The organism is Corynebacterium frankenforstense DSM 45800, assembly GCF_001941485.1.
In the GTDB taxonomy this organism is placed as follows: domain Bacteria; phylum Actinomycetota; class Actinomycetes; order Mycobacteriales; family Mycobacteriaceae; genus Corynebacterium; species Corynebacterium frankenforstense.
In genome coordinates this window covers 1995383-2019091 of the sequence record NZ_CP009247.1, presented here as the reverse complement: position 1 = coordinate 2019091, position 23709 = coordinate 1995383, and the positions used below count along the sequence as shown (strand labels likewise).

Annotated in this window: 21 protein-coding genes; 9 read left to right on the top strand and 12 right to left on the bottom strand. The window is 71.4% G+C overall.

The window, feature by feature from the left end; genetic code table 11:
• The first annotated feature begins 50 nt into the window (after positions 1-50).
• Genes holA through CFRA_RS08815 form a run of 3 tightly spaced genes read left to right on the top strand, consistent with a single transcriptional unit; the run spans position 51 to position 2042 of the window.
• Positions 51-1004 carry a DNA polymerase III subunit delta gene (gene holA, locus CFRA_RS08825; protein ID WP_415684291.1) on the top strand — a complete coding sequence of 318 codons (954 nt, stop codon included), beginning with the start codon at positions 51-53 and terminating at the stop codon, positions 1002-1004.
• A gap of 10 nt (positions 1005-1014) precedes the next feature.
• Positions 1015-1401 (top strand): ankyrin repeat domain-containing protein, encoded by a 387-nt coding sequence (locus CFRA_RS08820; protein WP_075664346.1) that lies wholly within the window; start codon positions 1015-1017, stop codon positions 1399-1401.
• Complete coding sequence (locus CFRA_RS08815; RefSeq protein WP_075664345.1) at positions 1398-2042, top strand: LysE family translocator; 645 nt, start codon at positions 1398-1400, stop codon at positions 2040-2042. Before CFRA_RS08820 ends, CFRA_RS08815 begins: the two co-directional genes overlap by 4 nt.
• Positions 2043-2121: 79 nt before the next feature.
• Here CFRA_RS08815 and rpsT read toward each other — a convergent pair whose 3' ends face one another.
• Together rpsT and CFRA_RS08805 are read right to left on the bottom strand one after the other, a co-directional pair.
• Positions 2122-2385, bottom strand: coding sequence for a 30S ribosomal protein S20 (gene rpsT / locus CFRA_RS08810; protein WP_075664344.1), 264 nt, complete (start codon positions 2383-2385; stop codon positions 2122-2124).
• 220 nt (positions 2386-2605) lie between these two features.
• Positions 2606-3148 (bottom strand): type II toxin-antitoxin system PemK/MazF family toxin, encoded by a 543-nt coding sequence (locus CFRA_RS08805; protein ID WP_075664343.1) that lies wholly within the window; start codon positions 3146-3148, stop codon positions 2606-2608.
• A 149-nt stretch (positions 3149-3297) separates the two neighbouring features.
• Between CFRA_RS08805 and lepA the strand changes: the two genes are divergently transcribed.
• Positions 3298-5148 carry a translation elongation factor 4 gene (lepA, locus tag CFRA_RS08800; RefSeq protein WP_075664342.1) on the top strand — a complete coding sequence of 617 codons (1851 nt, stop codon included), beginning with the start codon at positions 3298-3300 and terminating at the stop codon, positions 5146-5148.
• A gap of 3 nt (positions 5149-5151) precedes the next feature.
• On the opposite strand, the gene CFRA_RS08795 is transcribed toward lepA, so the two are convergent.
• From CFRA_RS08795 to CFRA_RS08785, 3 genes are read right to left on the bottom strand one after another with little or no spacing between them, the layout of a single operon-like run.
• Positions 5152-6369, bottom strand: a complete 1218-nt coding sequence (locus CFRA_RS08795) for a DUF418 domain-containing protein (protein ID WP_075664341.1) — start codon at positions 6367-6369, stop codon at positions 5152-5154.
• Positions 6366-7013: a DUF1707 SHOCT-like domain-containing protein gene (locus CFRA_RS08790; RefSeq protein WP_075664340.1), complete on the bottom strand. Its 648-nt coding sequence runs from the start codon at positions 7011-7013 to the stop codon at positions 6366-6368. Before CFRA_RS08790 ends, CFRA_RS08795 begins: the two co-directional genes overlap by 4 nt.
• 37 nt (positions 7014-7050) lie before the next feature.
• Entirely contained in the window at positions 7051-8925 is a 1875-nt protein-coding gene (locus CFRA_RS08785; RefSeq protein ID WP_075664978.1) for a BCCT family transporter, read from the bottom strand.
• 346 nt (positions 8926-9271) lie between these two features.
• Between CFRA_RS08785 and CFRA_RS08780 the strand changes: the two genes are divergently transcribed.
• Positions 9272-11203, top strand: coding sequence for a BCCT family transporter (locus CFRA_RS08780; protein ID WP_075664339.1), 1932 nt, complete (start codon positions 9272-9274; stop codon positions 11201-11203).
• A gap of 80 nt (positions 11204-11283) precedes the next feature.
• Here CFRA_RS08780 and CFRA_RS08775 read toward each other — a convergent pair whose 3' ends face one another.
• Together CFRA_RS08775 and CFRA_RS08770 are read right to left on the bottom strand one after the other, a co-directional pair.
• Positions 11284-12561: an HNH endonuclease signature motif containing protein gene (locus tag CFRA_RS08775; RefSeq protein ID WP_075664338.1), complete on the bottom strand. Its 1278-nt coding sequence runs from the start codon at positions 12559-12561 to the stop codon at positions 11284-11286.
• A gap of 655 nt (positions 12562-13216) precedes the next feature.
• On the bottom strand, positions 13217-14965 hold the full coding sequence (locus CFRA_RS08770) for an FUSC family protein (protein ID WP_083666927.1): 1749 nt from the start codon (positions 14963-14965) through the stop codon (positions 13217-13219).
• Between the two features lie 187 nt (positions 14966-15152).
• On the opposite strand from CFRA_RS08770, the gene CFRA_RS08765 reads away from it, so the two are divergent.
• A complete protein-coding gene (locus CFRA_RS08765) occupies positions 15153-16574 on the top strand; it encodes a YeeE/YedE thiosulfate transporter family protein (RefSeq protein ID WP_075664337.1) in 1422 nt (473 codons plus the stop codon).
• 23 nt (positions 16575-16597) lie between these two features.
• On the opposite strand, the gene CFRA_RS08760 is transcribed toward CFRA_RS08765, so the two are convergent.
• From CFRA_RS08760 to CFRA_RS08750, 3 genes are read right to left on the bottom strand one after another with little or no spacing between them, the layout of a single operon-like run.
• The gene (locus CFRA_RS08760; protein ID WP_075664336.1) at positions 16598-17368 is read right to left on the bottom strand and encodes an aldose epimerase family protein; all 771 of its coding nucleotides are present in this window, start codon (positions 17366-17368) and stop codon (positions 16598-16600) included.
• Between the two features lie 48 nt (positions 17369-17416).
• The gene (locus tag CFRA_RS08755; RefSeq protein WP_075664335.1) at positions 17417-19000 is read right to left on the bottom strand and encodes a PTS ascorbate transporter subunit IIC; all 1584 of its coding nucleotides are present in this window, start codon (positions 18998-19000) and stop codon (positions 17417-17419) included.
• Positions 19001-19015: 15 nt separating this feature from the next.
• Positions 19016-19786, bottom strand: coding sequence for a PTS sugar transporter subunit IIAB (locus CFRA_RS08750; RefSeq protein ID WP_075664334.1), 771 nt, complete (start codon positions 19784-19786; stop codon positions 19016-19018).
• Positions 19787-19988: 202 nt separating this feature from the next.
• Here CFRA_RS08750 and CFRA_RS08745 point away from each other — a divergent pair, with 202 nt between their 5' ends.
• The 3 genes from CFRA_RS08745 to CFRA_RS08740 are packed head-to-tail and all read left to right on the top strand — an operon-like array spanning position 19989 to position 21433.
• A complete protein-coding gene (locus tag CFRA_RS08745; RefSeq protein WP_083666926.1) occupies positions 19989-20948 on the top strand; it encodes a bile acid:sodium symporter family protein in 960 nt (319 codons plus the stop codon).
• A gap of 11 nt (positions 20949-20959) precedes the next feature.
• The gene (locus CFRA_RS11620) at positions 20960-21112 is read left to right on the top strand and encodes a hypothetical protein (protein ID WP_156887997.1); all 153 of its coding nucleotides are present in this window, start codon (positions 20960-20962) and stop codon (positions 21110-21112) included.
• 9 nt (positions 21113-21121) lie between these two features.
• Positions 21122-21433 carry a hypothetical protein gene (locus CFRA_RS08740; protein WP_075664333.1) on the top strand — a complete coding sequence of 104 codons (312 nt, stop codon included), beginning with the start codon at positions 21122-21124 and terminating at the stop codon, positions 21431-21433.
• Here the strand turns inward: CFRA_RS08740 and CFRA_RS08735 are convergent.
• Entirely contained in the window at positions 21430-22668 is a 1239-nt protein-coding gene (locus CFRA_RS08735) for an amino acid permease (RefSeq protein WP_075664332.1), read from the bottom strand. The two genes, CFRA_RS08740 and CFRA_RS08735, sit on opposite strands and share 4 nt — an antisense overlap.
• A 122-nt stretch (positions 22669-22790) precedes the next feature.
• Positions 22791-23702: a ribokinase gene (locus CFRA_RS08730; protein WP_075664331.1), complete on the bottom strand. Its 912-nt coding sequence runs from the start codon at positions 23700-23702 to the stop codon at positions 22791-22793.
• Positions 23703-23709: the final 7 nt, after the last annotated feature.

Sequence of the window (23709 nt, the reverse complement as noted above, 5' to 3'; positions counted from 1 at the left end):
ACCCGCCCGTGATCCGCCTGCGGTCGGGCCGCGCGGGGCCGTGTGGCACGATGGTGGCCATGGACGAGCAGGTGCACCTGATCCTGGGGCCGGAGACGTTCCTGGCGGAACGCGCCCGGGCGGCGATCGTCGACCAGATCCGCGCCGGCCGGGAGGGGATCACCGTCACCGACATGCGCGCGGGGGACATCACCGCCGCCGAACTGCTCGAGGTCCTCTCCCCGTCGCTCTTCGGCGACGACCGCATCGTGGTCCTCCACGACGCCGACAAGGCCGGAAACGAGGCCGCCGAGCAGATCCTCAAGGCCGCCGTCGACCCCGGCCCCGGCATCTACCTCGTCGTCGAGCACACCGGCAAGGGCCGCACGAAGAAGATGGCCGAGAAGCTCGCCAAGATCGCGCACGTCTGGCCCGCCGAGGAGATCCGGCAGCGCGACCTGCAGGGCTGGGTCACCCGCGAGTTCCGCGAGCGCGGCGCCCAGGTCGCCCCCGACGTGGTGCGCGCGGTCCTCGAGGGGGTCGGCTCGGACCCGCGGGAGCTCGCCATCGCGGTCGAGCAGCTCGTCGAGGACGCCGACGGGCCCGTGACCACCGCCGTGGTCCGCGCCTACTACGCCGGCGTCGCCGAGGTCTCCAACTTCGACATCGCCGACTGGGCCGTCTCCGGCCAGACCTCCCGCGCCGTGGCCGCCGTGCGCCGGGCCCTCCAGCTCGGCACGAGCCCGGTGCCCATCGCCTCGGCGCTGAGCAACAAGGTCGGCATGATCGCCCGCCTCTACTCCACGCGGGGCCGGGCCGACCAGAACGCCCTGGCCCGCGAGATCGGCGCCCACCCCTTCGTGATCAAGAAGACGCTGCCCGTGGCCCGCCGCTGGTCCGGCGAGGCCGTCTCGCGCGCCGTGATCCTCATGGCCGAGCTCGACGCGGAGGTCAAGGGACAGGGCGGCCAGGCCGAGTACGCCGTCGAGAACGCCGTGCGCCGCATCGCCCGGCTGGCCGGTTAGAGTGTCTGCCATGACGAACCCCGAGCTCCCCGAAGACGTCCAGGAACTGGCCGGCCGCCTGTTCGACATGGCCCGCGAGGGCGACGAGACGCTCCTGGCCTACGTCGACGCGGGCGTGCCCGTCGACCTGGCGAACCAGGACGGCAACACGCTGCTCATGCTCGCCGCCTACGCGGGCCGGGCCGCACTGGTGCGCGCGCTCGTGGAACGCGGCGCGGACGTCGACAAGCTCAACGACCGCGGCCAGGCGCCGCTGGCCGGCGCCATCTTCAAGAAGGAGGACGACGTCGTCGACGCGCTTCTCGACGCCGGCGCCTCGCCCACCGCGGGCACCCCCAGCCCCGTCGACACCGCGCGTATGTTCGGCCGCGAGGACCTCCTGGACCGACTGAGGTGACCTGGGCCCAGTTCGCCTCGGCGATGCTGCTCAACCTGCTCGGCGTCGCCTCGCCCGGCCCGGACATCCTGCTGGTCACCCGGCTGGCCACCCGCTCGCGCACCCACGCCTACCGCGCCGTCGCCGGCGTGCAGACGGGCGCGCTGATCTGGATCACGGCCACCGTCCTCGGCGCCGCCGCGCTCTTCAGCGCCTACCCGGCCGCCGTCGGGGTCATCGAGCTCGTCGGCGGCGTCTTCCTGGTGCTCATGGGCCGCGGCATGGCCGCCTCGGGGCTGCGCCAGCGCCGCGAGCCGCCGGTGGACGCCGAGGCCGCCGCGGCCGCCCTGGGCACGCCGTGGTCGGCCTGGCGCACCGGGCTGGCGACGAACCTGTCGAACCCGAAGATCGTGCTCTTCCTCGCCGCGATCGTCGGCCCGCTGCTGCCGCCGGACCCCTCCCTCGGCGAGGCCGCGCTGCTCGTGCTCGCCCTCTGGCTGCCCTCGATCGCCTACTTCTGGCTTTTGGCCACCGTCGTCTCCACCGAGGCGGTGCGGCGCCGGCTGCTGGGCGCGGGCGCCTGGATCGACATCGGCGCGGGCGTGATCTTCCTGCTCATCGGCGCCGTCCTCGCCTGGCGGGGCGCCGTAGCACTCTTCTAGGTGTGGGGGAGGGGCTGGGCGCGGACACGAAAAAACCGCCGACGTGGCGTCGGCGGTTCTCCTGCTGCTCAGGCGAGCGTCAGGCCAGCTTGTTCAGGGCGCGGGCCATGTTGGACTTCTTGTTCGCCGCGTTGTTGCGGTGGAAGACGCCCTTGGTGACGGCCTTGTCCAGGGTGCGCGACGCGACGCGCAGCTGGGCCTCGGCGGCGGACTTGTCGCCGGCCTCGACGGCCTCGCGGAACTTGCGGATCTCGGTGCGGGCCGCGGAGCGGACCGCCTTGTTGCGCTGACGACGCTTCTCGTTCGTCAGGACGCGCTTCTTCTGCTGCTTGATGTTCGCCATGGGACTACCTCTTTGACGTCGAAATGGTTCTGGACGCGTTCCGGGAGCTCTCGCTCCGGGCACCGGCCGTTCGGGCGAACCCAAGGTCCTGAACGCCTCATCCGGTCGGCGCGACCGCACCCGTGGCGCGGTCAACCCGGGAGATGGTACCAGCGCGCGGGGCGGATCCCCAAAACACAGGACCTGGTCCACTCAGCTCGCCAGGTCCGGTTCCGCCGGTTCAGCTCCACCCGTAGCGGGAGCGCAGCTTCGCGGCGATGCGGTCGAAGCGTCCGCGCGGCAGGAAGATGCCCTGGCGGCGGATGCCCAGCTCGGAGACCTCGAGCACCCGGTCCAGGCGCACCCAGCAGGAGCGTCCGGAGGCGTCGAAGTCGCCGGTGCCGATGCCCAGCCACCGGTCGTCGTCGGCGTGCTCCGGGTTCGGCGAGATCAGCAGCCCCAGCACCGTGTTGCGGTTGTGGCCGACGACCAGGATCGCCCGCTCGCGCAGCGGGGCGTCCGCGCCGTCGGAGGGCGCCCAGATGAAGACGACCTCGCCCGGCTCGGCCTGCCCGTCCATGCCGGGCGCGTAGTAGAGGGCGCGGGCCACGGAGTCGGTGGTGTGCACGCGCACGGCCTCCTGCGCGCGGTCGCGGTCGTCCTCGCGGGTGCCGCGCCCCAGGCGGGCGTTGATGCGGGCCAGCCCGGCCTCGATGGGCGGGGCGTCGGGAAGTACGCGGCGCAGCAGCCGCCCGAGGCGGGTGCGGGCTGGGGGAGAGGGCATCGGTGGTTCTTCGCGTGCGTTCCGGGGTTGGTCCCGCCGACGACCTGGGCGTACGCGCCCGTCCGGCCGGTCGGCGTCACCGCTTAGCTTATACCCGCACGTTGGGTAGAGTGGGGCAGGTTCAGCGAAGAAAGGTGACCGAAGCGCACATGTCCACGAATTTCGCCGAGGAGACGTTCACGGACCCGTCCCGGATCCGGAACTTCTGCATCATCGCGCACATCGACCACGGCAAGTCGACGCTGGCCGACCGCATCCTGCAGCTGTCCGGCATCGTCGCGGCCCGCGACATGCGTGACCAGTACCTCGACAACATGGACATCGAGCGCGAGCGCGGCATCACCATCAAGGCGCAGAACGTGCGCCTGCCGTGGGTGCCGCGCAGCGGGCCGGAGAAGGGCGAGCAGATCGTCCTGCAGATGATCGACACCCCCGGCCACGTCGACTTCACCTACGAGGTCTCCCGCGCGCTCGCTGCCTGTGAGGGCGCGATCCTGCTCGTCGACGCCGCCCAGGGCATCGAGGCGCAGACGCTGGCGAACCTCTACATGGCCATGGAGAAGGACCTGGAGATCATCCCGGTCCTCAACAAGATCGACCTGCCGGCCGCCGACCCGGACAAGTACGCCCTCGAGATCGCCGGCATCATCGGCTGCGAGCCCGAGGACGTGCTGCGCGTCTCCGGAAAGACGGGCGAGGGCGTGGCCGAGCTCCTCGACGCCGTGTGCGAGCACGTCCCGGCCCCGCACACCGACGCGCCCGCCGACGCCCCGGCGCGCGCCATGATCTTCGACTCCGTCTACGACACCTACCGCGGCGTGGTCACCTACGTGCGCATGGTCGACGGCACCCTCAAGCCGCGTCAGAAGGCGCGCATGATGGCCACCGGCGCCGACCACGAGCTGCTCGAGGTCGGCATCGTCTCGCCGACGCCGCGGGCCTGCAAGGGGCTCGGTCCCGGCGAGGTGGGCTACCTGATCACCGGCGCGAAGGACGTCCGCGAGACCAAGGTCGGCGACACCGTCACCTGGGCCACCAAGGGCGCCGAGGAGCCGCTGCAGGGCTACCAGGACCCCTCGCCGATGGTCTACTCCGGGCTCTTCCCGATCTCCCAGGAGGACTTCCCGGCCCTGCGCGACGCGCTGGAGAAGCTGCAGCTCAACGACGCCTCGCTGATCTACGAGCCCGAGACCTCCGTGGCGCTGGGCTTCGGCTTCCGCGTCGGCTTCCTCGGCCTGCTGCACATGGAGATCACCCGCGCGCGCCTGGAGCGCGAGTTCGACCTGGACCTGATCTCCACCGCGCCGAGCGTGACCTACCGCGTCGTCGACGAGGCCGGCACCGAGCACATCGTGCACAACCCGTCCGACTGGCCCGGCGGCAAGCTGCGCGAGGTCTACGAGCCGATCGTCGACATGACGATCATCGTGCCCAGCGACTTCGTCGGCCCGACCATGGAGCTGTGCCAGTCGCGCCGCGGCGACATGAAGAACATGTCCTACCTCTCCGAGGACCGCGTCGAGCTGCGCTACATCATGCCGCTCGGCGAGATCATCTTCGACTTCTTCGACATGCTCAAGTCCCGCACCCGCGGCTACGCCTCCCTCAACTACGAGGAGGCCGGCGAGCAGGAGTCCGACCTGGTCAAGGTCGACATCCTGCTGCAGGGCGACCCGGTCGACGCGTTCAGCGCGATCGTGCACCGCGACGCCGCCCAGTGGTACGGCAACAAGATGACCAAGAAGCTCAAGGAGCTCATCCCGCGCCAGCAGTTCGAGGTGCCCGTCCAGGCCGCCATCGGCTCGAAGATCATCGCGCGCGAGAACATCCGCGCGGTGCGCAAGGACGTCCTCTCCAAGTGCTACGGCGGCGACATCTCGCGCAAGCGCAAGCTGCTTGAGAAGCAGAAGGCCGGCAAGAAGCGCATGAAGGCCATCGGTTCGGTGACCGTGCCGCAGGAGGCCTTCGTCGCCGCGCTGTCCACCGACGACGAGAAGTAGCGCTCAGCGCGCGTCCGAGGTGCGCCTCCCCGGCCGCGCCGGCAGGTCCTCGGCGGCGATCCGGTCGATCGTCCGTCGCAGCAGCGCCTCCAGCGGACCGCGCTCGAAGCGCCGGCGCCACAGCGGGCACAGCACCACCGCGGCCAGCACCGATCCGGCGAGCCACCAGGGGTGACCGCCGTCCTCGGGCACCGCGATCTCGCCCGGGGTCTGGCCGGTCTGCTCCGTGTAGGCGTCCTCGAAGAGCCGCGACTCGTAGGCGGTCCAGTCCTGCCAGTCGTCCAGCCCGGCGACCTCCTCGCGGAACTCGTCGAAGTCCTTGTCGCCGTAGGGGGAGGAGGGCGTCGAGGAGTAGGGCACCGCGTCCGCGGCCTCGGGCCCGTCGAGGACCCCGCTCAGCGGGACGGTCGCGGTCACCACGTGGAGGACGTAGACCGTCAGCGCCATCGTGCCCACCGCGCGCAGCGGGAAGACCGCCCGCCGCGGCGTCGGCGCGTGGCAGACCCACAGGCACAGCCCCGTCAGCGCGGCCGCCACGCCGCACGAGTAGAGCACGTCGAGCACCCCGCCGGAGTGGCCGACGGGGGAGAGGAACGCCGCCGCCACGCCCGTGCCCGGGTTCGTGGCCGTCCCCGGCACCCCGGCGCCCGCCAGGTGCCGGTGCACCAGCCCGGCCGCCCCGAGCGCCGCGCCCAGCAGCGCGGTGCCCACCGCCCACTCGCGCGCGGCGAAGAACACCCGGTGCAGCAGCATGCCGAAGACGCCGTAGGCCAGCCAGGCCAGCGGCGGGTAGCCCCCGGTGAAGCCGGTGACCACGGCCGCCAGCCCGCTGAACAGCACCAGCCCCACGAAGGCCAGCGCGAGCGTCCAGGTGCGCCAGCGGGTCAGCGGGCCCAGCAGCACGTAGATCGCGCCCACGGGCACGAGCACGATGAGGATCGTCGTCGGCAGGACGCCGAGCACGACGCCCGCGGCGATGAGCAGCAGGCCGCGCACCAGCGCCCGGAAGCGGGCCCGGGCGACGGCCGGCCCACCCTCCGCGTCGGCGCGCGAGTTCATCAGGGACAGCGAGCAGCCGGCCAGCACGGCGAACATCGCCGAGGGGAAGCCGTCGGTGGCCGTCTCGATCCAGCCGCCCTTCGGACCCAGGTGCGCGACCATCATGCCGAGCACGGCCAGGCCGCGGGCCAGGTCCAGCCCGGTCAGACGCGGTCGGCTCACGGGCGACCTCCCGCGGGCACGATCTTCACTTCCACCCCGCCCATCAGCGCCAGGCCGGTCACGCGCACCACCGGGGCGTCGTCGGGCAGCTCCCACTGGTGCACCTGCACGCGCCGGTCCGTCGTGACCTCGAAGCCGCCGAGCACGCCCGCGCCGTCGCAGACGACGCGCACGCCCTCGGGCACGTAGACGTCGACGCCGCCGCAGATCGCGATGGCCGTGATGGTGGTCTCGTGGCTCTCCAGGCGCGCGTCGCTCAGGTCGAGCTCCGTGCCACCCAGGATCGCCAGCGAGAGGTGGTCCTCGCCGCAGGTCCACCGCTTCATCTCGGTGCCGCCGAGGATGCCCATCGAGAACCCGCTGGCGTTCTGCATCGAGTGGCCGACCTGGCCACGCGCCAGCGCGACGGCGTCGCGCACCCGGTCGGGCTCCTCACGTGGGGCACGCGCCACGGGCTCGTCGGGCGCGACGTCGTCAAGCAATCCGCCGAGCTCGTCGGCGAAGCGGGCGTTGAAGGCGGCGGCGGAGCGCTCCTCGAACTCCGCGATGGTGAGCTGGCCGCGGCCCATGGCCTCGGCGAGGAGATCGGAGGTGCGCTGCCGTTCGGCGTCGGTCGCGCGGCGCCGCGGGGTCTCGTCGGTCATACTCACGAGCTTACGGCCCGGGGCGCATAAGCGCCGCTCACTCGCGGCGTTCGTCACCCTCCGGGTAGGCCGAGGGGTGGGTGGCGTCGGGGGAGCCGTCGCCCCACTCGCCGGAGGTGTAGTCGAAGCCGACGTCGCGGCCCTCCTCGTCGGTGCGGCGGTACCACTGCGTGTAGTCCTCGGAGGTGGAGTCGAAGGCCGCGCCGGCGCCCATGCCCTTCTCGGAGCGGCGCACGGCGAGCTCGAAGTCGTCGCCGTACTCGGCCAGGCCGCGGTAGACCGCGTTCTTGACCGCGGCGTCGCCGTAGCTGCGGCGCAGCGCCGCCGGGTCCGTCGAGAGATCCTTGATGAACGCGACCACCAGCGCGAGCAGCACCACCGAGAACGGCAGCGCGATGAGGATGGTCAGCGACTGCAGGCCGGACAGGGCGTCCTCGCCGCCGGTGAGCAGCATGACCACCGCGATGCCCATCATCGCCAGGCCCCAGAAGACCACGACGAGCTTCTTCGGGGCGGTGTCGCCCTGCGAGGAGAGCGTGCCCATGACCACGGAGGCCGAGTCCGCGGAGGTGATGAAGAAGACCGCGAGGACGAAGATGAGCACGAACGGGGTCAGCTGCGCCAGCGGCAGGGTGTCGAAGAGCGCGAAGAGCACCTGCTCCGGGGTCGCCGAGCCGTCGAAGCCGGCCACGCCCTCGCGCGAGAGCGTGATCGCCGCGCCGCCGAAGACGGTGAAGGCCAGCGCCAGGATCAGGCTGGGCACCGCGAGCGTGACCACGGCGAACTCGCGCAGCGTGCGCCCGCGGGAGATGCGCGCGATGAACATGCCGACGAACGGCGTCCACGCGATCCACCAGGCCCAGTAGAACGAGGTCCAGCCGGACTGGAAGTCGATGGTCTCCTCGCCCCAGGACAGCGACTTGCCCAGCATCGCGGGCAGCTCCTGGAAGTAGGTCAGGATGCCCGAGGGGATGAGGTTGAGCAGGAAGAGCGTCGGGCCCGCGAGGAAGACGAAGGCGACCAGCGCGAGCGTCAGCGTGATGTTCGTGTTGGACAGGTAGCGGATGCCGCGCGAGACGCCCGAGACCGCTGAGACGATGAACCCACAGGTCAGCACCGCGATAATGGCGATCAGCGCGTTGTTGCCCAGCGGGCCGGCGCCGGAGACGATCTCGACGCCCTGGCCGATCTGGATCGCGGAGAGACCCAGCGTGGCGGCGGTGCCGAAGACGGTGGCGAAGATCGCGAGCATGTCGATGACACGGCCCAGCACCCCGTTGGCGCGGGGGCCGAGCAGCGAGCGGAACGCCGAGGAGAGCAGGGCGGGGCGCCCGCGCCGGTAGGAGGAGTAGGCCAGCGCGCCGCCGACCAGCGCGTAGAGCGCCCAGGCGGCCACGGCCCAGTGGAAGTGCGACTGCGCCATCGCCTGGTGCAGCGCCTCGGGGGTCTCCGGGTCGACGGTGTGCGGCGGCGGGGTCAGGTAGTAGGACAGCGGCTCGGAGGGGCCGAAGAAGAAGATGCCCACGCCGATGCCGGCGCCGAACATCATGGCCACCCAGGAGAAGCGGCTGAACTCGGGCTCCTCGTCGTCGGTGCCCAGCCGGATGCGCCCGAAGCGCGAGCAGGCGAGGTAGATGGTCGCGCCGATGCCGACCATCATCACGGCGTTGAGCAGCCAGGACGCGTTGACCATCGCCCAGGAGAAGGCGGTGTCCGCGGTCGCGGCCACGCTGTCGGGGTTGATGATGCCCCAGGCGATGAACGCGACGATGAGCGCGGCGGTCACGCTGAAGACGAAGCGGTCCACGCCGAAGCTGTTGCGTTGCTCGTCGACGCTGATGCCGGGCACGAGGCCGGGGTGGATGTCGTGCGGGTAGATGCCGACGGAGGTCGAGCGGGTCTGGGAGAGCAGCCGGTGGACGAGCTTGCGCTCGTGGACCTCGGGCCGGCTCTTGCGGGATTGTTCGGGCACCGGGTGCGGTCCCTTCCTCGCCCCCGGGGCCCCGGCGTCGTCCCCGCTTGCCGACGACCGCGCGCCGCGCCGTCGGCGCGTCTGCGTGCGGTGGTGCGGTGCTGCGGGTCGGAGACGCGGTGCGCTGCGCGGGCGGTGGAGTACAGGTACCCGGCTGATTATGCCTGCTCGCTGTGAGGCGCCCGAATGTCACACACGTCTCGGCCCCCGTTCGTGGGGGATCGGTGTTAGCCTCTACGTCTTCCAGCTGAGGCATTAGACGCACAGAAAGAGAGGGGTCGAGCCAGTGGACGATCACCGACCGGAGCAGGAACCGGAGTCCGAGAGCCAACGCCGGCGCGCGGAACGCACCGCCGAGGACCGCACCGTCGTCACCGAGGTGCGCCGCAAGCGCGGCAAGCGCTCGAAGCGCCGGAAGCGGGGCGAAGACATCCACCCGGGGCTGATCCCGGGCATCGGCGTGGAGAAGACCGGCGTGGCCTTCCCGACGAGCTGGTCCGTCTTCGCCGCCGCGCTCGTCGTCTCGGTGGCGGTGCTGCTCTGGGCGATGTTCGCCCCCGACAACCTCAACGAGGTCGGCACCGGCATGCGCGAGTGGGTCACGGCCAACTTCGGCTGGCTGTTCACCGCCATGGTCGCGGCGATCATGGTCTTCCTGCTGGCGATCGCGGTCGCGCCGACGGGCAACATCCGCCTCGGCGAGGACGACGAGGAGCCGGACTACTCGCGGGCGAGCTGGATCTCCATGCTCTTCGCCGCGGGGCTGGGCATCGGGCTGATCTTCTACGGCCCGATGGAGCCGATGAGCCACTTCCTCCAGGCCCCGCCGGCCTCGGACGCGGAGTCGGGGACGATGGCCAACGTGCTGCCCGCCCTCTCCCAGGCGCTCTTCCACCAGACGCTGTTCACCTGGGGCATCTACGCCGTGGTCGGCGGCGCGATCGCGTACGCGACCTACCGCCGCGGGCGGCTGCCGCTGATCTCCGCGCTCTTCGAGCCGGTCTTCCCGAACGGCCCGCGCCGCTTCGTCGGCCGGATCATCGACATCTTCGCCCTCCTGGTCACCCTCTTCGGCACGGCGACCTCGCTGGGCATCGGCGCGCTGCAGATCCAGGCGGGCACCGAGATCGTCACCGGCTGGTCGACGGCGGGCAACACCTTCCTGATCGTGTCCGTCTCCCTGCTGACCGCGCTGTTCATCATCTCCGCGGTCACCGGCGTGAAGAAGGGCATCCGCTTCCTGTCGAACGTGAACATGCTCCTGGTCATCGTGCTGGCGGCCTTCGTGCTCGTCACCGGGCCGACGGTCTTCCTGCTCGACCTGATGCCCAGCGGCTTCGCGGACTTCCTGGGCCGGGTGCCCGAGCTGTTCTCCGTCTTCCCGAGCCAGGGCGGCGACAACGCCGAGTTCATGACGACCTGGACCACGATGTACTGGGCCTGGTGGCTGTCCTGGTCGCCGTTCGTCGGCATGTTCATCGCCAAGATCTCCCGCGGGCGCACCATCCGCGAGTACGTGCTCGTCGTCATCTTCGCGCCGGGGATGATCTCGGTGGTCTGGTACACGATCTTCGGCGGCACCGCGATCTCCCAGGTCATGAACGGCATGGGCCTCGAGATCGTGGACTCCGGCGAGAACGTCATGTTCGACCTGCTGGACAGCCTCCCGCTGTCCACGATCACCCAGGTGGTCACGCTGGTGGCCATCCTGATCTTCTTCGTGACCGCGGCCGACTCGGCGACGGTGGTCATGGGCTCGATGTCCCAGAACGGCCGGCCGATGCCGACGCGTTCCGTCAGCGTGATCTGGGGCCTGGCCCTCGGCCTGATCTCCCTGTTCCTGCTGCTCGCCGGCGGCCAGAACGCGCTGTCCGGCCTGCAGGCGGTGATGGTCACCTGCTCGCTGCCGTTCGTGGTGATCCTGCTCGCCGCCATGGTCTGCTGGGCGATCGACCTGCGCAACGACCCGTACATGATCCGGCGCCGCTACGCCGACGCCGCGATCGCCAAGGGTGTGCACCGCGGCATCGAGGAGCACGGCGACGACTTCGTCTTCGCCTCGGAGCACGTGTCCTCCCGCGAGGGCGCGGGCTCGGACTTCGCCACCGAGGACCCGACCTACAGCCGCTGGTACACCGAGCACACCGACTCCGAGGGTGTGCCCTACGGCGAGAGCGACGCCGAGCGCGAGGACGGCCAGGGAACCGAGCGCGCTTAGTGCACCTGTCGCGCCTGTCGCGCCTGACGCGCCGGCGACCGGGACGACCACCGGTACGACCACCGGGATGACGCCGCCCATCAGAACGGCGGGGGAGCCAGGGGGTCGTACCCCAGCTCCGCGTTGCGGCGGTGCCGGGCGGCCTCGGCCGCCGCGCGCCGGCGGGTGGCCTTCTCGGTGCGGTACTCGCCGACCGAGCGGGCGAAGCGCGCGCCCTTCGGGCTGAGCGGGCCCTCCGGCACGCTGACCGTCCAGTGTCCCTCGTCGGTCCACCACACGGTGATCCCGGTCGACGGGTCGGCCAGGTAGCGCACGTGTCCCTCGGTCTTGAGGTTGTGCCAGCGCTGGGAGAGCCGCGAGAGGTTGTCCAGCGCCGTTACCCCGCCTGTCTCGTGCGGGACGCGGTGCTCGATCTGGGTGCCCTCGGTCTCGGTCGTCGAGCTCGGCGCGGCGCAGCTGTCGTGCACCCCGGCCGTCCAGGCCTTCAGGCCGGCGGTCGCGTCGTGGGCCGCGGTCTCCTCGAGCCGGCCCTCGTCCAGGTCGCGGTAGGTGGTGATCATGGACCGCCAGCGCTCGTCGCCCTCCTCGTTGAGCCAGCCCGCACCCGGCATCCACACCGGGGCGTTCTCGATGTCCTTGGCCGTGTAGAGGTTCATCGCCACGCTGACCTTGCCCGACTTGGCGAGCAGCTGGTGGAAGGCGGTCGCCCGCGAGCAATCGTGGTGGAAGGCGTAGGCGTCCACCTTCTTCATCAGCAGCTGGCCCATGTCCTTGGGCAGCGTCAGGTAGAACTCCGTGACCCCGGGTCTGCGGTCGTCGATGCCGAAGGCGCCCGGGGCCACCCGGTTCTCGTCGAGTTCGGTGTGGTCGTCGAGGAAGACCTCGGGGTCGAACTGGTTGATCAGCTCGTTGATCTTGCGGGTGATCTGCCGGGTCGTCGGGATCGACTGCCGGGGCGCGGTGGGGGTCAGGAAGCCGGTGATGCCGGCGTCGATCTGCGCGAGGGCCTCGGGGGAGTCGATGATGCTGATGCGCTCGCCGATCTTGCGCAGGCTGACCATCGAGACGTGCGCGAGCATGTCCTGCAGCGCGACCAGCCGCGGCAGCTTCTCCTCCAGGCTGACCAGCCCGGGGATGTAGGAGTCCTTGATGGTGAAGTGGCTCTCGCCGGTGGCCGCGGCCATCCGGGCGGCGTAGTTCTCCAGTTGCTCGTCCGGGCCCGGCAGGTTGTCCATCCACAGCCGCCACACGGCCCGACGGGCCTCGCGGCCGGCCAGTGCGACGGGGTCGGTGACGTCCGTGTGCGAGTAGAAGAAGGCCGGATTCGAGCCGCCCGCCGGTGGAACGTGGCCGTCCACGAGCCGCTTCGGCGGCGGTGGTGCGGTGGCGTCTCTCACACGTCTGGTGGAACTGGTGTTTGTGTCTGGTCCGGGTTGTCTCCGGGCGCCTGCGTGTCCGGTCATGGTCGTTCTCCACTCCCCGAAAAATGGTTCTGAACTGCGGTGATGATGGACTTTCCGGTTACGTTCAGCAGTCTATAGGAGGGGCGTGACAGGACACGTTCACGTGTGCGAACGGGGTCGGTGGTGGTCGGATGCCGGCGCGGTGGGACCCGACACCGGCGCGGTGGGCTCCGACACGGGTGCGGTGGGCTCCGACACGGGTGCGGTGGGGCTCGGGGAGGGGAGCAGTAATCTACTTCCCCGCTGCACCGCCCAATCATGGAGTCCGCCAACTCTGGGTCTCATTCCACGAAGCAGTAAAGTGCTTTACCATGTCAGTGCCCGTCTCTTCCGCCGCGTCCCCGACTTTGCGGCGTCCCGCGCGTCGCACGTCCCTGTCTGCGCGACCTGTCCCCGGCCCCCAGATTTCCGACGCCCCCGCGCCCCGCCCGGGGCTGCGCCCCTCCCCGTCGGCGTCCCCGTCCCGGGGCGGCTGCGCCGCCCCGCCCCCGCCAGACGCCCCACGCACGCGCGCGCCGGTGACCACCGGGACGTCGTCAATTGAACGCGGTCAGTCGCCGCTGGCGCGCACGCGGCGGGAGAGCTCGGTGATCTCGTCGAGGGTGAGCTCGCGGGCGTCGTTGCGCGTGCAGTGGTCGAGCAGCGCGTAGCCGGCCTGCTGGATGGCGACGTGGCGCGGCCACTCCCGCTCGGCGGCCTCGGGGGTGTCGTTGACCAGCGTCTGCGCGGCGCGGCGCTCGGAGAGCAGCTCGTACTGCAGGTCGCGGCGCTCGGCCAGCGCGCCGGCCGGGTTGGTGGTCAGCAGCGCGCCGAGCAGTGAGCCCATCGCCTTGTGGCAGCGGGCGACGAGGCGTGCGTGGTGGCGCGGCTCGGCACCCGGCTGCCAGAACCACAGCATCAGCAGTGCGAAGGTCACCGCGAGCGCGACCTCCGTGGTGCGGGAGACGACCACCGAGCCCAGCGGAGCCGTGCCCGCACCGCCCATGAGCAGCGCCAGCGGGGTGGTGAAGATGACGCAGAAGGCGTAGTTGCGCACCACGAAGATCTCGGCGAAGAACTGGCAGACCGCCAGCACCGCCAGCAGCGACCAGCCTTCGACGCCGGTCGCGTGGAGCAGGGCGAAGAAGCCGATGCCGGCCACGGAGCCGACGAGGCGCTGCACGCCGCGGATCGTCCCCGGCACGCGCGAGGGGCCCCACTGCAGGGTCAGCAGCACGCTGACCACGGCCCAGTCCGGGCGGTCCAGCTGCAGCGCCAGGCCGATCGCGCCGGCCAGCAGCGAGGCCAGCGCGACCTTCGTCGCCGTCATCGTCGCGTGCGAGTAGGGGTGGATCGAGCGGTAGATGCGGTAGGCGACCGTCGGGCGGGCGTGCGGGATCGCGGTGCGCTCGAGGTCGACGTAGACGGGGGAGTCCTCCATCTCCTCGGACTGCTCGGTGCCGGCGAAGCGGGAGTCCAGGCCGGCCAGGCGCCGGTGCGCGGCGACGGTGCGGCGCGCCAGTTCGGAGCGGGCGGGGTCGATGACGTGCCCGCCGCGGACCACGCCGGCGTCGGACAGGCTGACCCAGGCGGTCTGCAGGGCGGACTCGGCCTGGTGCTTCTTGGCGACGGCCGGGCGCGGCGCGGCGGCGAACTCGGCGACGGTGCGCTCGAGGGTCTCCACGGCCTGGGTCTCCGGGCGGTGGCGGTGGATGAGTGCCGGGGCCATGCCGATGACCATCGCGGACAGCGCGCCGACCAGGGACCACGCGCCGACCTCGACGGGGTTCAGGCCCAGGCGGGCGACCATCGTCGCGCCGCCGCCGACCATGACGATGAAGAAGGAGCCCGGCGCGGGCAGGCGCAGCGCGTTCTGCACGAAGGCGCCGATCGTGGCGATCAGCGCGGTGAAGATCGCCGGCAGCGCGAGCCACCAGTGGGCGGCGCCTGCGGAGAGGTGGCTGAAGGCGACGGAGCCGACGAACGCGCCCGAGACCGAGGCCAGCGCGATCAGCCCGCCGGCGACGGCCATCACGCGCCAGCGCGTGCGGTAGGGGTGGCCCTCGCCGTAGATGACGGTGAAGCCGCCGGCCGCGATGAGCAGCATCTCGTTGTCGAAGCCGAGCAGGAGGGCCGCCGCACCCGGCAAGGCGAGGGCCAGTGCAGCGCGCAGCGCGCCGGGCCAGCGCGGGCCCGGGGTGGAGAAGGAGGTCAGCAGCGTCCACGGGTCGGGACGGGCCGGCATCGGCTCCGGGGGCTCGGGCGATGTGGGGTCGGCGGGGTGCGCGGGGTCGGCGGCCACGGGCGGTTCCTCCTTCATTCTTCGGTTGTGTTCGAACTGGCAAACCATAGCACCGGGCGGGAATTTCCGCCCCGGATGTTCCGTGTCTCATAGACCATTCGGTCTGCTGTGTCTAGACAAAGGAGTCCAGCGCGCGCTAGGATCCGGGACGTTCCCTGAGACGGGCCCGGCTCCCGGGCCCGCGGAAGATCACAGAGGAGACCCCATGATCGTCACCGGCCTGGCGCTCGGCGCCGTGCTCGGCATCGTCATGCAGCGCGGACGCTTCTGCGTCACCGGCATGCTGCGTGACCTCTTCCTGCAGCGCTCCTGGCGTACCCTCGTCGCGCTGTTCATCGTCATCGCCGTCCACGCCGTCGGCATCGCCGCGCTGACCGGCGCCGGCGTCATCGCGCCCGAGGCGACCACCTTCAAGCCCGCCGCGGTCGTCATCGGCGGCTTCATCTTCGGCCTGGCCATCGTGCTCGCCGGCGGCTGCGCCTCGGGCACCTGGTACCGCTCGGGCGAGGGCCTGGTCGGCTCGTGGATCGCGCTGATCATGTACTGCCTGTCCGCCGCCGCGATGAAGACCGGCCCGCTGACCGGCTTCAACGAGTTCCTGCGCTCCTGGGACACCGGCTGGACCGACCTGCCGCGCACCTTCGGCGTCTCGCTGTGGTGGTTCGCGATCCCCTTCGCCCTGTTCACCGGCTGGGCCGCGAACCGCTTCCTGCAGCGGGAGGCCGCCGCGCCGAAGGTCGCGAGCCTCGGAGGGTCGCGCTGGAAGCGCCCGCTGCACGTCTACGCCGCCGCGGTGGCCGTCGGCGTGCTCGGCGTGATCGCCTGGCCGCTCTCGGCCGCCACCGGCCGCAACGACGGCCTGGGCATCACGACCCCGAGCGCCAACCTGGCCAACTGGACGGTCACCGGCGACGCCGAGCGCATGGACTGGGGCGTGATGCTGGTGCTCGGCATCCTCGTCGGCTCCTGGATCGCGGCGCGCGCGACCGGCGAATTCCGCGTCCGCCTGCCCGACGCCACCCAGGCGGTGCGCTCCGTGGTCGGCGGCGTCGGCATGGGCGTCGGTGCCTCGCTGGCCGGCGGCTGCACCGTGGGCAACGGCATGGTCCAGACCTCCCTGTTCAGCTACCAGGGCTGGGTCGCGCTGCTGTTCATGGCCCTCGGCGTGGGCGTTGCGGCCAAGCTGTGGCTCAAGCCCGCCGAGGCGCCCACCTCCGCCGAGGACGAGGTGCTTGACGACGCCGCGTCGCACGGCGTCGCCGAGTCCGTCACCGTCGGCGCGCCGCAGCGCCCGGCCGGTGGCCGGGGCGGCGACGGTGCGGCCGTCGCCGGCAACTTCCAGGTGGCCACGGGGCTGGTCACGGTGGCCGGCAAGAAGAAGGCCAAGGCCCGCGAGATCGGGCAGGGCCGCTACTTCCTCGACCAGATGGGCGCCGTGTGCCCGTTCCCCCTGATCGAGACCAAGGACGTGCTCGACTCGCTGGACGCCGGCGAGGAGTTGGTCATCGACTTCGACTGCACCCAGGGCACGGAGACGATCCCGCGGTGGGCCGCGGAGAACGGCCACGAGGTCACCGACTTCCACGCCAAGGGCGACGCGGGCTGGCAGATCACGATCCGGAAGTAACGCCCACGTCCGGGACCCGGGAGCTAGAGCTCCCGGGTCTCCACGCGCATCCCGATGGTGGCCGACTGGCCCGGGGCCAGGGTGAAGCCGCGCAGGCGGGTGCCCAGGCGGGCGGGCTCGACGCAGACGAAGCGGCGCCAGCCGTCGGCGTCCAGGTCGCCGGGGGCGTCGGCCTCGCCGGGGTTCCACACCACGGTGTGGTCCGCGCCCTGGTCGAAGACGGCGATCTCGCGGCCGCCGGCCCGGTCGATGATGCGGGTCGGGCCGCCGACGGCGGCGTGCGGCTCGCGGGAGTCGACGAGAGTGCCGTCGAACTCGTAGGTGCGGCCGTCGGCGCGGGCGACCATGACCTGCGTGACGTCGGAGACCGCGAAGTAGGGGTGCAGCGCCAGCTGGACGGGCTGGGTGGTGATGCCGCGGTTGAGCACGTCGAGGCCCACGCTCAGCGAGTCGGCGGCGCCGCGCACCGTGAGCACGAGGCGCAGGCCGCGCCAGGTCACCCAGGCGTCGTAGCCGTCCTCGTGCGGCTCGTGGTTCCACTGACGGCGGCGGGCCCAACCGTGGGCGGGCTCGCGGCCCTCGATCAGGTCGTTGAACCAGGGGGCGATGACGGGCACGCCGCCGCGGATCGAGGAGCCGGGGGAGTAGTCGGCGTCGGCGGAGAGGTAGAACAGCTCGCCGGTGGCCGAGTCGGCGGACAGCAGGTGCGCGCCGTGGTCGGTGAAGGTGACGGGGCCGGCGACCTGGGCGTCGGCGGCCCCGGGGATCTCGGGGCGGGGGAAGGGCTGGGTCATGCGACCCAGCCTAACCGGCCCCGCTCGACCGCCTGCCCGAGCGGCAGGTCAGTCCACCGGCGCCGGGGGCGGGGTGGGCGCGCCGGCCGGCGGCGCGATCTTCGGGTACTTCGCGGAGGTGCCGGTGGCGGTGCCCTCGGCGTCGGAGGCATCCGAGGAGGCGGCAGCGGTGGGCGCCGCCGAGCCCGGCTTCTCGCGCCAGGGCGTCGGGTCCCAGTTCCCCTCGACGAGCTTCCTCTGGCTGAACAGGCCCAGGCCGAAGACGGCCGCGCCGACGAGCACGATGAGCAGCAGGCCGGCCACACCGCCGACGTTGCCGGCGGAGCCGACGAGGATGCCGAACCAGCCGAAGTCGGCGTCGCCGAAGGTCGTGTTCTCGGAGCCGAAGGCGCCGAGCACGCCGAGCAGGAAGGCCGGCAGGAAGGTGATCAGCAGGCCGTTGGCGAAGGCGCCCGCGGCCGCGCCCCGGCGCCCGCCGGTGGCGTTGCCGTAGACGCCGGCCGCGCCGCCGGTGAAGAAGTGCGGCACGAGTCCGGGCAGGATCAGCGCGGCGCCGAAGACCGGGTTGAGCCACAGCGAGAGCACCGCGAGACCGACCAGGCCGCCGAGGAAGGAGAAGATGAAGCCGATGAGCACGGCGTTCTGCGCGTAGGGGAAGACGATCGGGGCGTCGAGCGCCGGGATCGCGCCGGGCACGACCTTGGCGGCGATGCCCTGGAAGGCGGGCACGAGCTCACCGAGGATGGTGCGCACGCCGAAGAGGATCACGGCGACGGCCACGCCGAACTGCAGGCCCTCGGTGAAGGACTGCATGATGAAGTTGCCCGGGCCACTTGCGCCGTCCGGGAAGGCGGCGTAGGCGGCCTCGGTGCCCTGGCGGGCCATGGACAGGAACGCCAGGACGATGTACATCAGCGACATCGACAGCGCGGTGGCGACCATCGAGTCGCGCAGGAAGCGCAGGCCGTCGGGCAGTTCGAGCTCCTCGGTGGAGCGGCTCTCGTGCTTCCCGCGGCCGCCGACGAGCTTGCCCACGGCGCCGGAGAGCAGGTAGCCGGCGGTGCCGAAGTGGCCGATGGCCACCGAGTCGTCGCCGGTGATGCGGCGGGTCCACGGGTGGGCGATGGCGGGCAGGGCGACCATCAGGACGCCCAGCAGCACGGCGCCGAGGGCGATGACCAGCCAGTCGTCGTAGCCGGCGGTGATCAGGATGATCGCGAGCATCGTCGCCATGAACAGCACGTGGTGGCCGGTCAGGAAGACGTAGCTGAGCGGGGTGAAGCGGGCGAGCAGCAGGGAGACGGCGAAGCCGAGGATCATCACCCAGGCGACCTGGGAACCGTACTGCTGCTGGGCGATGCCGGCGATGGCCTCGTTGGTGGGCACCACGCCCTGGGCGCCGAGCGCGCCCTGGATCATCGCGCCGAGCGGCTCGAGGGTGGCGGAGACGAGCGTGGCGCCGGCGCCGATGAGCAGGAAGCCGAGCGTGGCCTTGATGGCCCCGCCGATGACCTGGCCGACGGAGCGGCGCATGGCCGCCAGGCCGACGGCGGTGATGATGCCGATGAGGAACGCCGGCACCGAGAGGATCTCGTTGACGAGGAATTGGGGGATGGCGATCAGCCAGTCCATGTGCAGGCTCCTTGCCTAGATGTCGTAGAGCTCGCGCAGCGCGGCGTCGATCTCGGTGGTGGAGGTGAAGTCCCCGATGACGTGGACGGGGATGCCCACGTCGCCGAGGGTGCGGGCGATCTCGCCGGAGGTCAGCACGAGGTCGGCCTCCTTGGCCTTGCCCTTCGCGGAGATGGTGTCGGTGGCCTCGACGGTGATGAAGGGCGCCCAGCCCCAGCGGTCGAGCACCTCCTCGAGGGTGTTCTTCAGGAAGAGCGAGGTACCCAGCCCGTTGCCGCAGACGGTGAGGATCTTGTTGCGGGTGGTGCCCTCCTGCGTGCTTGACGACGCCGCGCCTGCCGCGGCGTCGAGCACCTCGCGCAGCTCGGCGGGGGTGCGCGCGGCGTCGAGCGCCGCGCGGCGTCGGGAATCTCCGAGCAACTTCGCCAGCTGGGCCATGGCGGTGGTGTGCGCCTTGTCGTCGCGGGCGGCGAGCGCCACGACGAGGCTGACGGGGTCGTTCTTCGCGTGGCCGAACTCGACGGGCTCGGCCAGGCGCAGCCAGGAGATGCCGGTGCGGTGGACGGCCTCGGAGAGACGGGCGTGGGCGAAGGCGAAGCCGGGGGAGATCACGATGTAGGGGCCGTGTTCCTCGAGGCTGGCGATCATGGCGTCGGTGTACTCGGGCTCCGCGACGCCGGCGGCGCCGAGGAGGTCCCCGGCCTGCCGCACGGCGTCGCGCCAGTCCCGCGCGTGGGCGTCGAGGGCCGTCGACTCGTCCGCGAGGAGTTCGGAAAGTGTGGTCATGGAAGGCATTTTAACCGTCTCCGAAAGGCATTCCAATGACTTTCAGAGGGTATCCCAATGGCAGACATCAGATGAGTGGATGTATGCTCCAGGAATCCCCTATGGGGGTGGTCTTCGACACGTCATGGGTCGAAGGCTAGTGTGATTCACACCGTGGGAAACGGATCCCATGGACTGATACGCCGGAAGGAAGGCGAATACCGTGACCCAGACGAACCTGGACACCCGCGCGACCGACAACCGCTCGGCACGAATTGTCGTGACCGGCTTCCCGATCTTCATCCTCCTCGGTACCGCCATCGCCTTCTTCTTCCCCGGCCCCTTCATTCCGCTGACCGACCACATCACCGCGTTCCTGATCGTGATCATGTTCTCGATGGGCCTGACGCTGACGCTGCCCGACTTCAAGGTCGTGGCCACCCGCCCGGCGCCCGTGTTCATCGGCGTGGTCGCCCAGTTCGCGATCATGCCGCTGCTGGCCGTCGGGGTGGCCAAGGCGCTGCGCCTCGACCCGGGTGTCGCGGTCGGCCTGCTGATGCTGGGCTCCGTGCCCGGCGGCACCTCCTCGAACGTCATCGCCTACCTGGCGAAGGGCGACGTGGCGGTCTCCGTGGCCATGACCAGTGTCTCCACGCTGGTCTCGCCGGTCATGACCCCGATCCTGATGCTGCTGCTCTCGGGCACCCGCACCGACGTCGACCCGGGCGCGATGGCGCTCAGCCTGGTCGAGACCGTGCTCGCGCCCGTCGTCGGCGGCCTGATCGTGCGCGCCGTGGCCGGCGACCTGGTCGACCGCATCCTGCCGGTCCTGCCGGTGGTCTCCATCGTCTTCATCGGCGGCGTCGTCTTCGGTACCGTCGGCGCGAACGCGGAGCGGCTGGCCAGCATCGGCGTCGGCGTCTTCGGCGCCGTGCTGCTCCACAACGCGCTGGGCTACCTGCTGGGCTACCTGACCGGCAAGGTCTTCCGCCTGCCGGAGACGGTCAACCGCACCCTGGCCACCGAGATCGGCACCCAGTCGGCCGGCCTGGCCTCGGGCATGTCCGCGCGCTTCTTCGCGCCCGAGGCCGCACTGCCCGGCGCGGTCGCGGCGGTGCTGCACAACATCACCGGCGCGATCTACGCGGCGTTCATGCGGCGGCGCCCCCTGCCGGACGCCTAAGATCCGGAGGCATGGAGCACCACCGGAACCACGGTGCGCACCGGCTCGGGCCCGAGCCGGACTCCGCGCACGACGAGGACCTGGACGCACTCGAGGAGACCTTCGAGGTGCCCGAGGAGCACGTGCTCGACTTCGCCGAGCTGCCCCGCTGGTACGCAAGCTGAGAGAGGCCCGTGGCGACACTGGCCTGGCCGGGCTTCGACGGTCCGGTCTCGGGCTCGGTGCCGGAGCTGGCGGAGCTGTGGCTGTCGCGGTGCACGGACCGGCCGCTGTCCTCGCTCTCCCCGGCGCTCGACCCGGCGCACCTGCCGGAGGCGGTTGCACCGGGATCCCCGGTCGCGCTGCGCTGGCTCTCCGGCTTCCCGGTCCCGCTCGACGCCTCCGTCGTGGAGGTCTCCACGTTCCGTGGGGTGGGCAAGGTCAAGCTCCGCGCGATCGTGGAGTGTCTCGTCCAGGAGGCCGTGGACGCGGGCGGGGCGGCCTAGAACATCGCGTAGATGACCGCGCTGATGGCCACCAGGCCCGCCACCACGACGAAGACGTTGGAGGCGTGCCTGCGGTAGGGCGCCAGCGCGGGCACCCTGCGGATCGCGTACATCGGCATCAGGTAGAGCAGCGCGGCGATGACGGGCCCGGAGAGCGTCTCAATCAGGTCGAGCACGCCCGGGTTGAGCACCGCCGCCAGCCACGTGGTCAGGAAGATGAAGGCGTAGACGCCCAGCTGCAGGCCGCGCTCGGGGAGGGGACGGTTGAGGACGCCGCGCACGATGCTCGCCGCGCCCTCGCTCGCGCCGAGCACGTGGCCGAAGTACGAGGAGACGATCGCGGCGATCGCGATGACCGGCGCCAGGTAGGTCAGCACGGGGTTGTCGAAGACGTTGGCCAGGTGCGAGAGCACCGGCAGGTTCGCCTCGCGGGCGTCGGCCAGCCCGTCGGCGCCGAGCGCCAGCGAGCAGGACCACACGAAGAACATCGTGAAGACGGTCAGCAGCGTCGCGGTGGCGGCCAGCACGACGCTGGCGCGCCGGGCGGCGTTGTCGCCGTGGGTGCGCTGCATGGCCAGCGAGAACTGGGAGATCGCCGGGGAGTGGTTGAAGGAGAAGACCAGCACCGGGATGACCAGCCAGACCGCGCCGACGGTGGCCCACACCCCGGGCGAGGGTGCACCGAAGAAGCCCTCGAGGTTCCAGGAGGGCACAAGGTACAGCGAGATCGCGCCGAGCAGGAAGATCAGCGGGTAGACCAGCACCTGGGTCACGGCGAGCATGAGCTTCTGGCCGAAGACCATCACCAGGGTCATCGAGCCGACGAGCAGGCCGGAGAGCAGCACGCGGTTGATCTGCGGGCCGCCGAGCTGGTTGACGATCAGGCTGTCGACGGTGTTGGTGATGCTCACCCCGTAGATGAGCACGATCGGGTAGATCGCCGCGAAGTAGAGGACGGTGACCACCCAGCCGGCGGTGGTGCCGAAGTAGTCGCGGGCGACGACGGTGATGTCCTCGCCCTTGCGCGGGGAGACGCAGACCATGCGCGCGAGCGCGCGGTGCGAGAAGTAGGTCATCGGCCCGATCAGGAGGGTCGCGATGATGAGCGGCCACACGCCGGAGGCGCCGGCGTTGATCGGCAGGAAGAGGATGCCGGCGCCGACGGCGGTGCCGAACAGGGAGATCGCCCAGCTGGCGTCGATCCGCCGGGTGCGGGTGGGGGTGGCAGCGGTCATGGAGGGCCTCGGGACGGGGACAGTGCGTGGGCCGACACCCGTACCCGGGTGTGTCGTCCGCGACAAATGCTAGCGAGCGGGCGCCCCGCCCCGATAACCGCGCCGGTCAGGGACGCGGGGGCCTAGACCTCCGGCAGGGCGTCGCCGACGCGCGGGTAGGAGGCCTGTGCGCCGCGCCCGGTGGCGGCGAAGGCGCCCACCCGGGCCGCGTAGCGCGCGGCGTCGCGAATCGTGTCGCCGGCCACCAGGCGGGCGACGTAGGCGCCCGCGAAGGCGTCACCCGCTCCGACGGTGTCCACCGCCTCGATCCTCGGCGTGGGGATCGCCGTGGTGCCCTCGGCGTCGGCGACCATCGCGCCGGCCGCGCCGAGCGTGAGCAGCACCGAGGGGAAGCCCACCTCGAGCAGCGCGGCGGCCAGGCGCCCGGGGTCCTCGGAGTCGATGCCCGCGCCGAGCTGGTCGAGGATGAGGCCGGCCTCGTGCTCGTTGGCCATCAGCGGGTCGGCGGCCAGCAGCGCGTCGCGGTCGACCTCGATGACCGGCGCCAGGTTGACCACCACGCGCACGCCCGCCTCCCGGGCGATCGCGACGGCCGCGGCGAAGCCCTCGGCGGGGATCTCGCCCTGCAGCAGCACCACCTCGGCACCGGCGATCAGGTCGCGGGCCTTTTCCACCGCGGCGGCGTCGACGGTGCCGTTCGCGCCGGCGACGACGAGGATGGTGTTCTCGCCGGCGGCGTCGACGGTGATGACGGCCAGGCCGGTCGTCTCGTCGGTCTCGGCGACGGCGGCCAGGTCCACCCCGGCGTCGCGGAGCAGCTCGGTGGCCGGCGCGGCGTAGGCGTCGCGGCCCACGGCGCCGACCATCGCCACCTCCGCGCCGAGGCGGGCGGCGGCGACGGCCTGGTTGGCGCCCTTGCCGCCGGCGGTGATCCCGCCGCCGGTGGCCATCAGCGTCTCGCCGGGCTGCGGGTGGCGGGCGACGCGGGTGTTGAGGTCCGCGTTGATCGAACCGACGACGACGATCTTGCTCATGGGTGCT

Coding starts and splice junctions, on each gene's coding strand:
- holA (WP_415684291.1), top strand. CDS start 51: ATGGTGGCCATGGACGAGCAGGTGCACCTGATCCTGGGGCCGGAGACG.
- CFRA_RS08820 (WP_075664346.1), top strand. CDS start 1,015: ATGACGAACCCCGAGCTCCCCGAAGACGTCCAGGAACTGGCCGGCCGC.
- rpsT (WP_075664344.1), bottom strand. CDS start 2,385: ATGGCGAACATCAAGCAGCAGAAGAAGCGCGTCCTGACGAACGAGAAG.
- CFRA_RS08805 (WP_075664343.1), bottom strand. CDS start 3,148: ATGCCCTCTCCCCCAGCCCGCACCCGCCTCGGGCGGCTGCTGCGCCGC.
- lepA (WP_075664342.1), top strand. CDS start 3,298: ATGTCCACGAATTTCGCCGAGGAGACGTTCACGGACCCGTCCCGGATC.
- CFRA_RS08790 (WP_075664340.1), bottom strand. CDS start 7,013: ATGACCGACGAGACCCCGCGGCGCCGCGCGACCGACGCCGAACGGCAG.
- CFRA_RS08770 (WP_083666927.1), bottom strand. CDS start 14,965: ATGAAGGAGGAACCGCCCGTGGCCGCCGACCCCGCGCACCCCGCCGAC.
- CFRA_RS08765 (WP_075664337.1), top strand. CDS start 15,153: ATGATCGTCACCGGCCTGGCGCTCGGCGCCGTGCTCGGCATCGTCATG.
- CFRA_RS08760 (WP_075664336.1), bottom strand. CDS start 17,368: ATGACCCAGCCCTTCCCCCGCCCCGAGATCCCCGGGGCCGCCGACGCC.
- CFRA_RS08755 (WP_075664335.1), bottom strand. CDS start 19,000: ATGGACTGGCTGATCGCCATCCCCCAATTCCTCGTCAACGAGATCCTC.
- CFRA_RS08750 (WP_075664334.1), bottom strand. CDS start 19,786: ATGACCACACTTTCCGAACTCCTCGCGGACGAGTCGACGGCCCTCGAC.
- CFRA_RS11620 (WP_156887997.1), top strand. CDS start 20,960: ATGGAGCACCACCGGAACCACGGTGCGCACCGGCTCGGGCCCGAGCCG.
- CFRA_RS08735 (WP_075664332.1), bottom strand. CDS start 22,668: ATGACCGCTGCCACCCCCACCCGCACCCGGCGGATCGACGCCAGCTGG.
- CFRA_RS08730 (WP_075664331.1), bottom strand. CDS start 23,702: ATGAGCAAGATCGTCGTCGTCGGTTCGATCAACGCGGACCTCAACACC.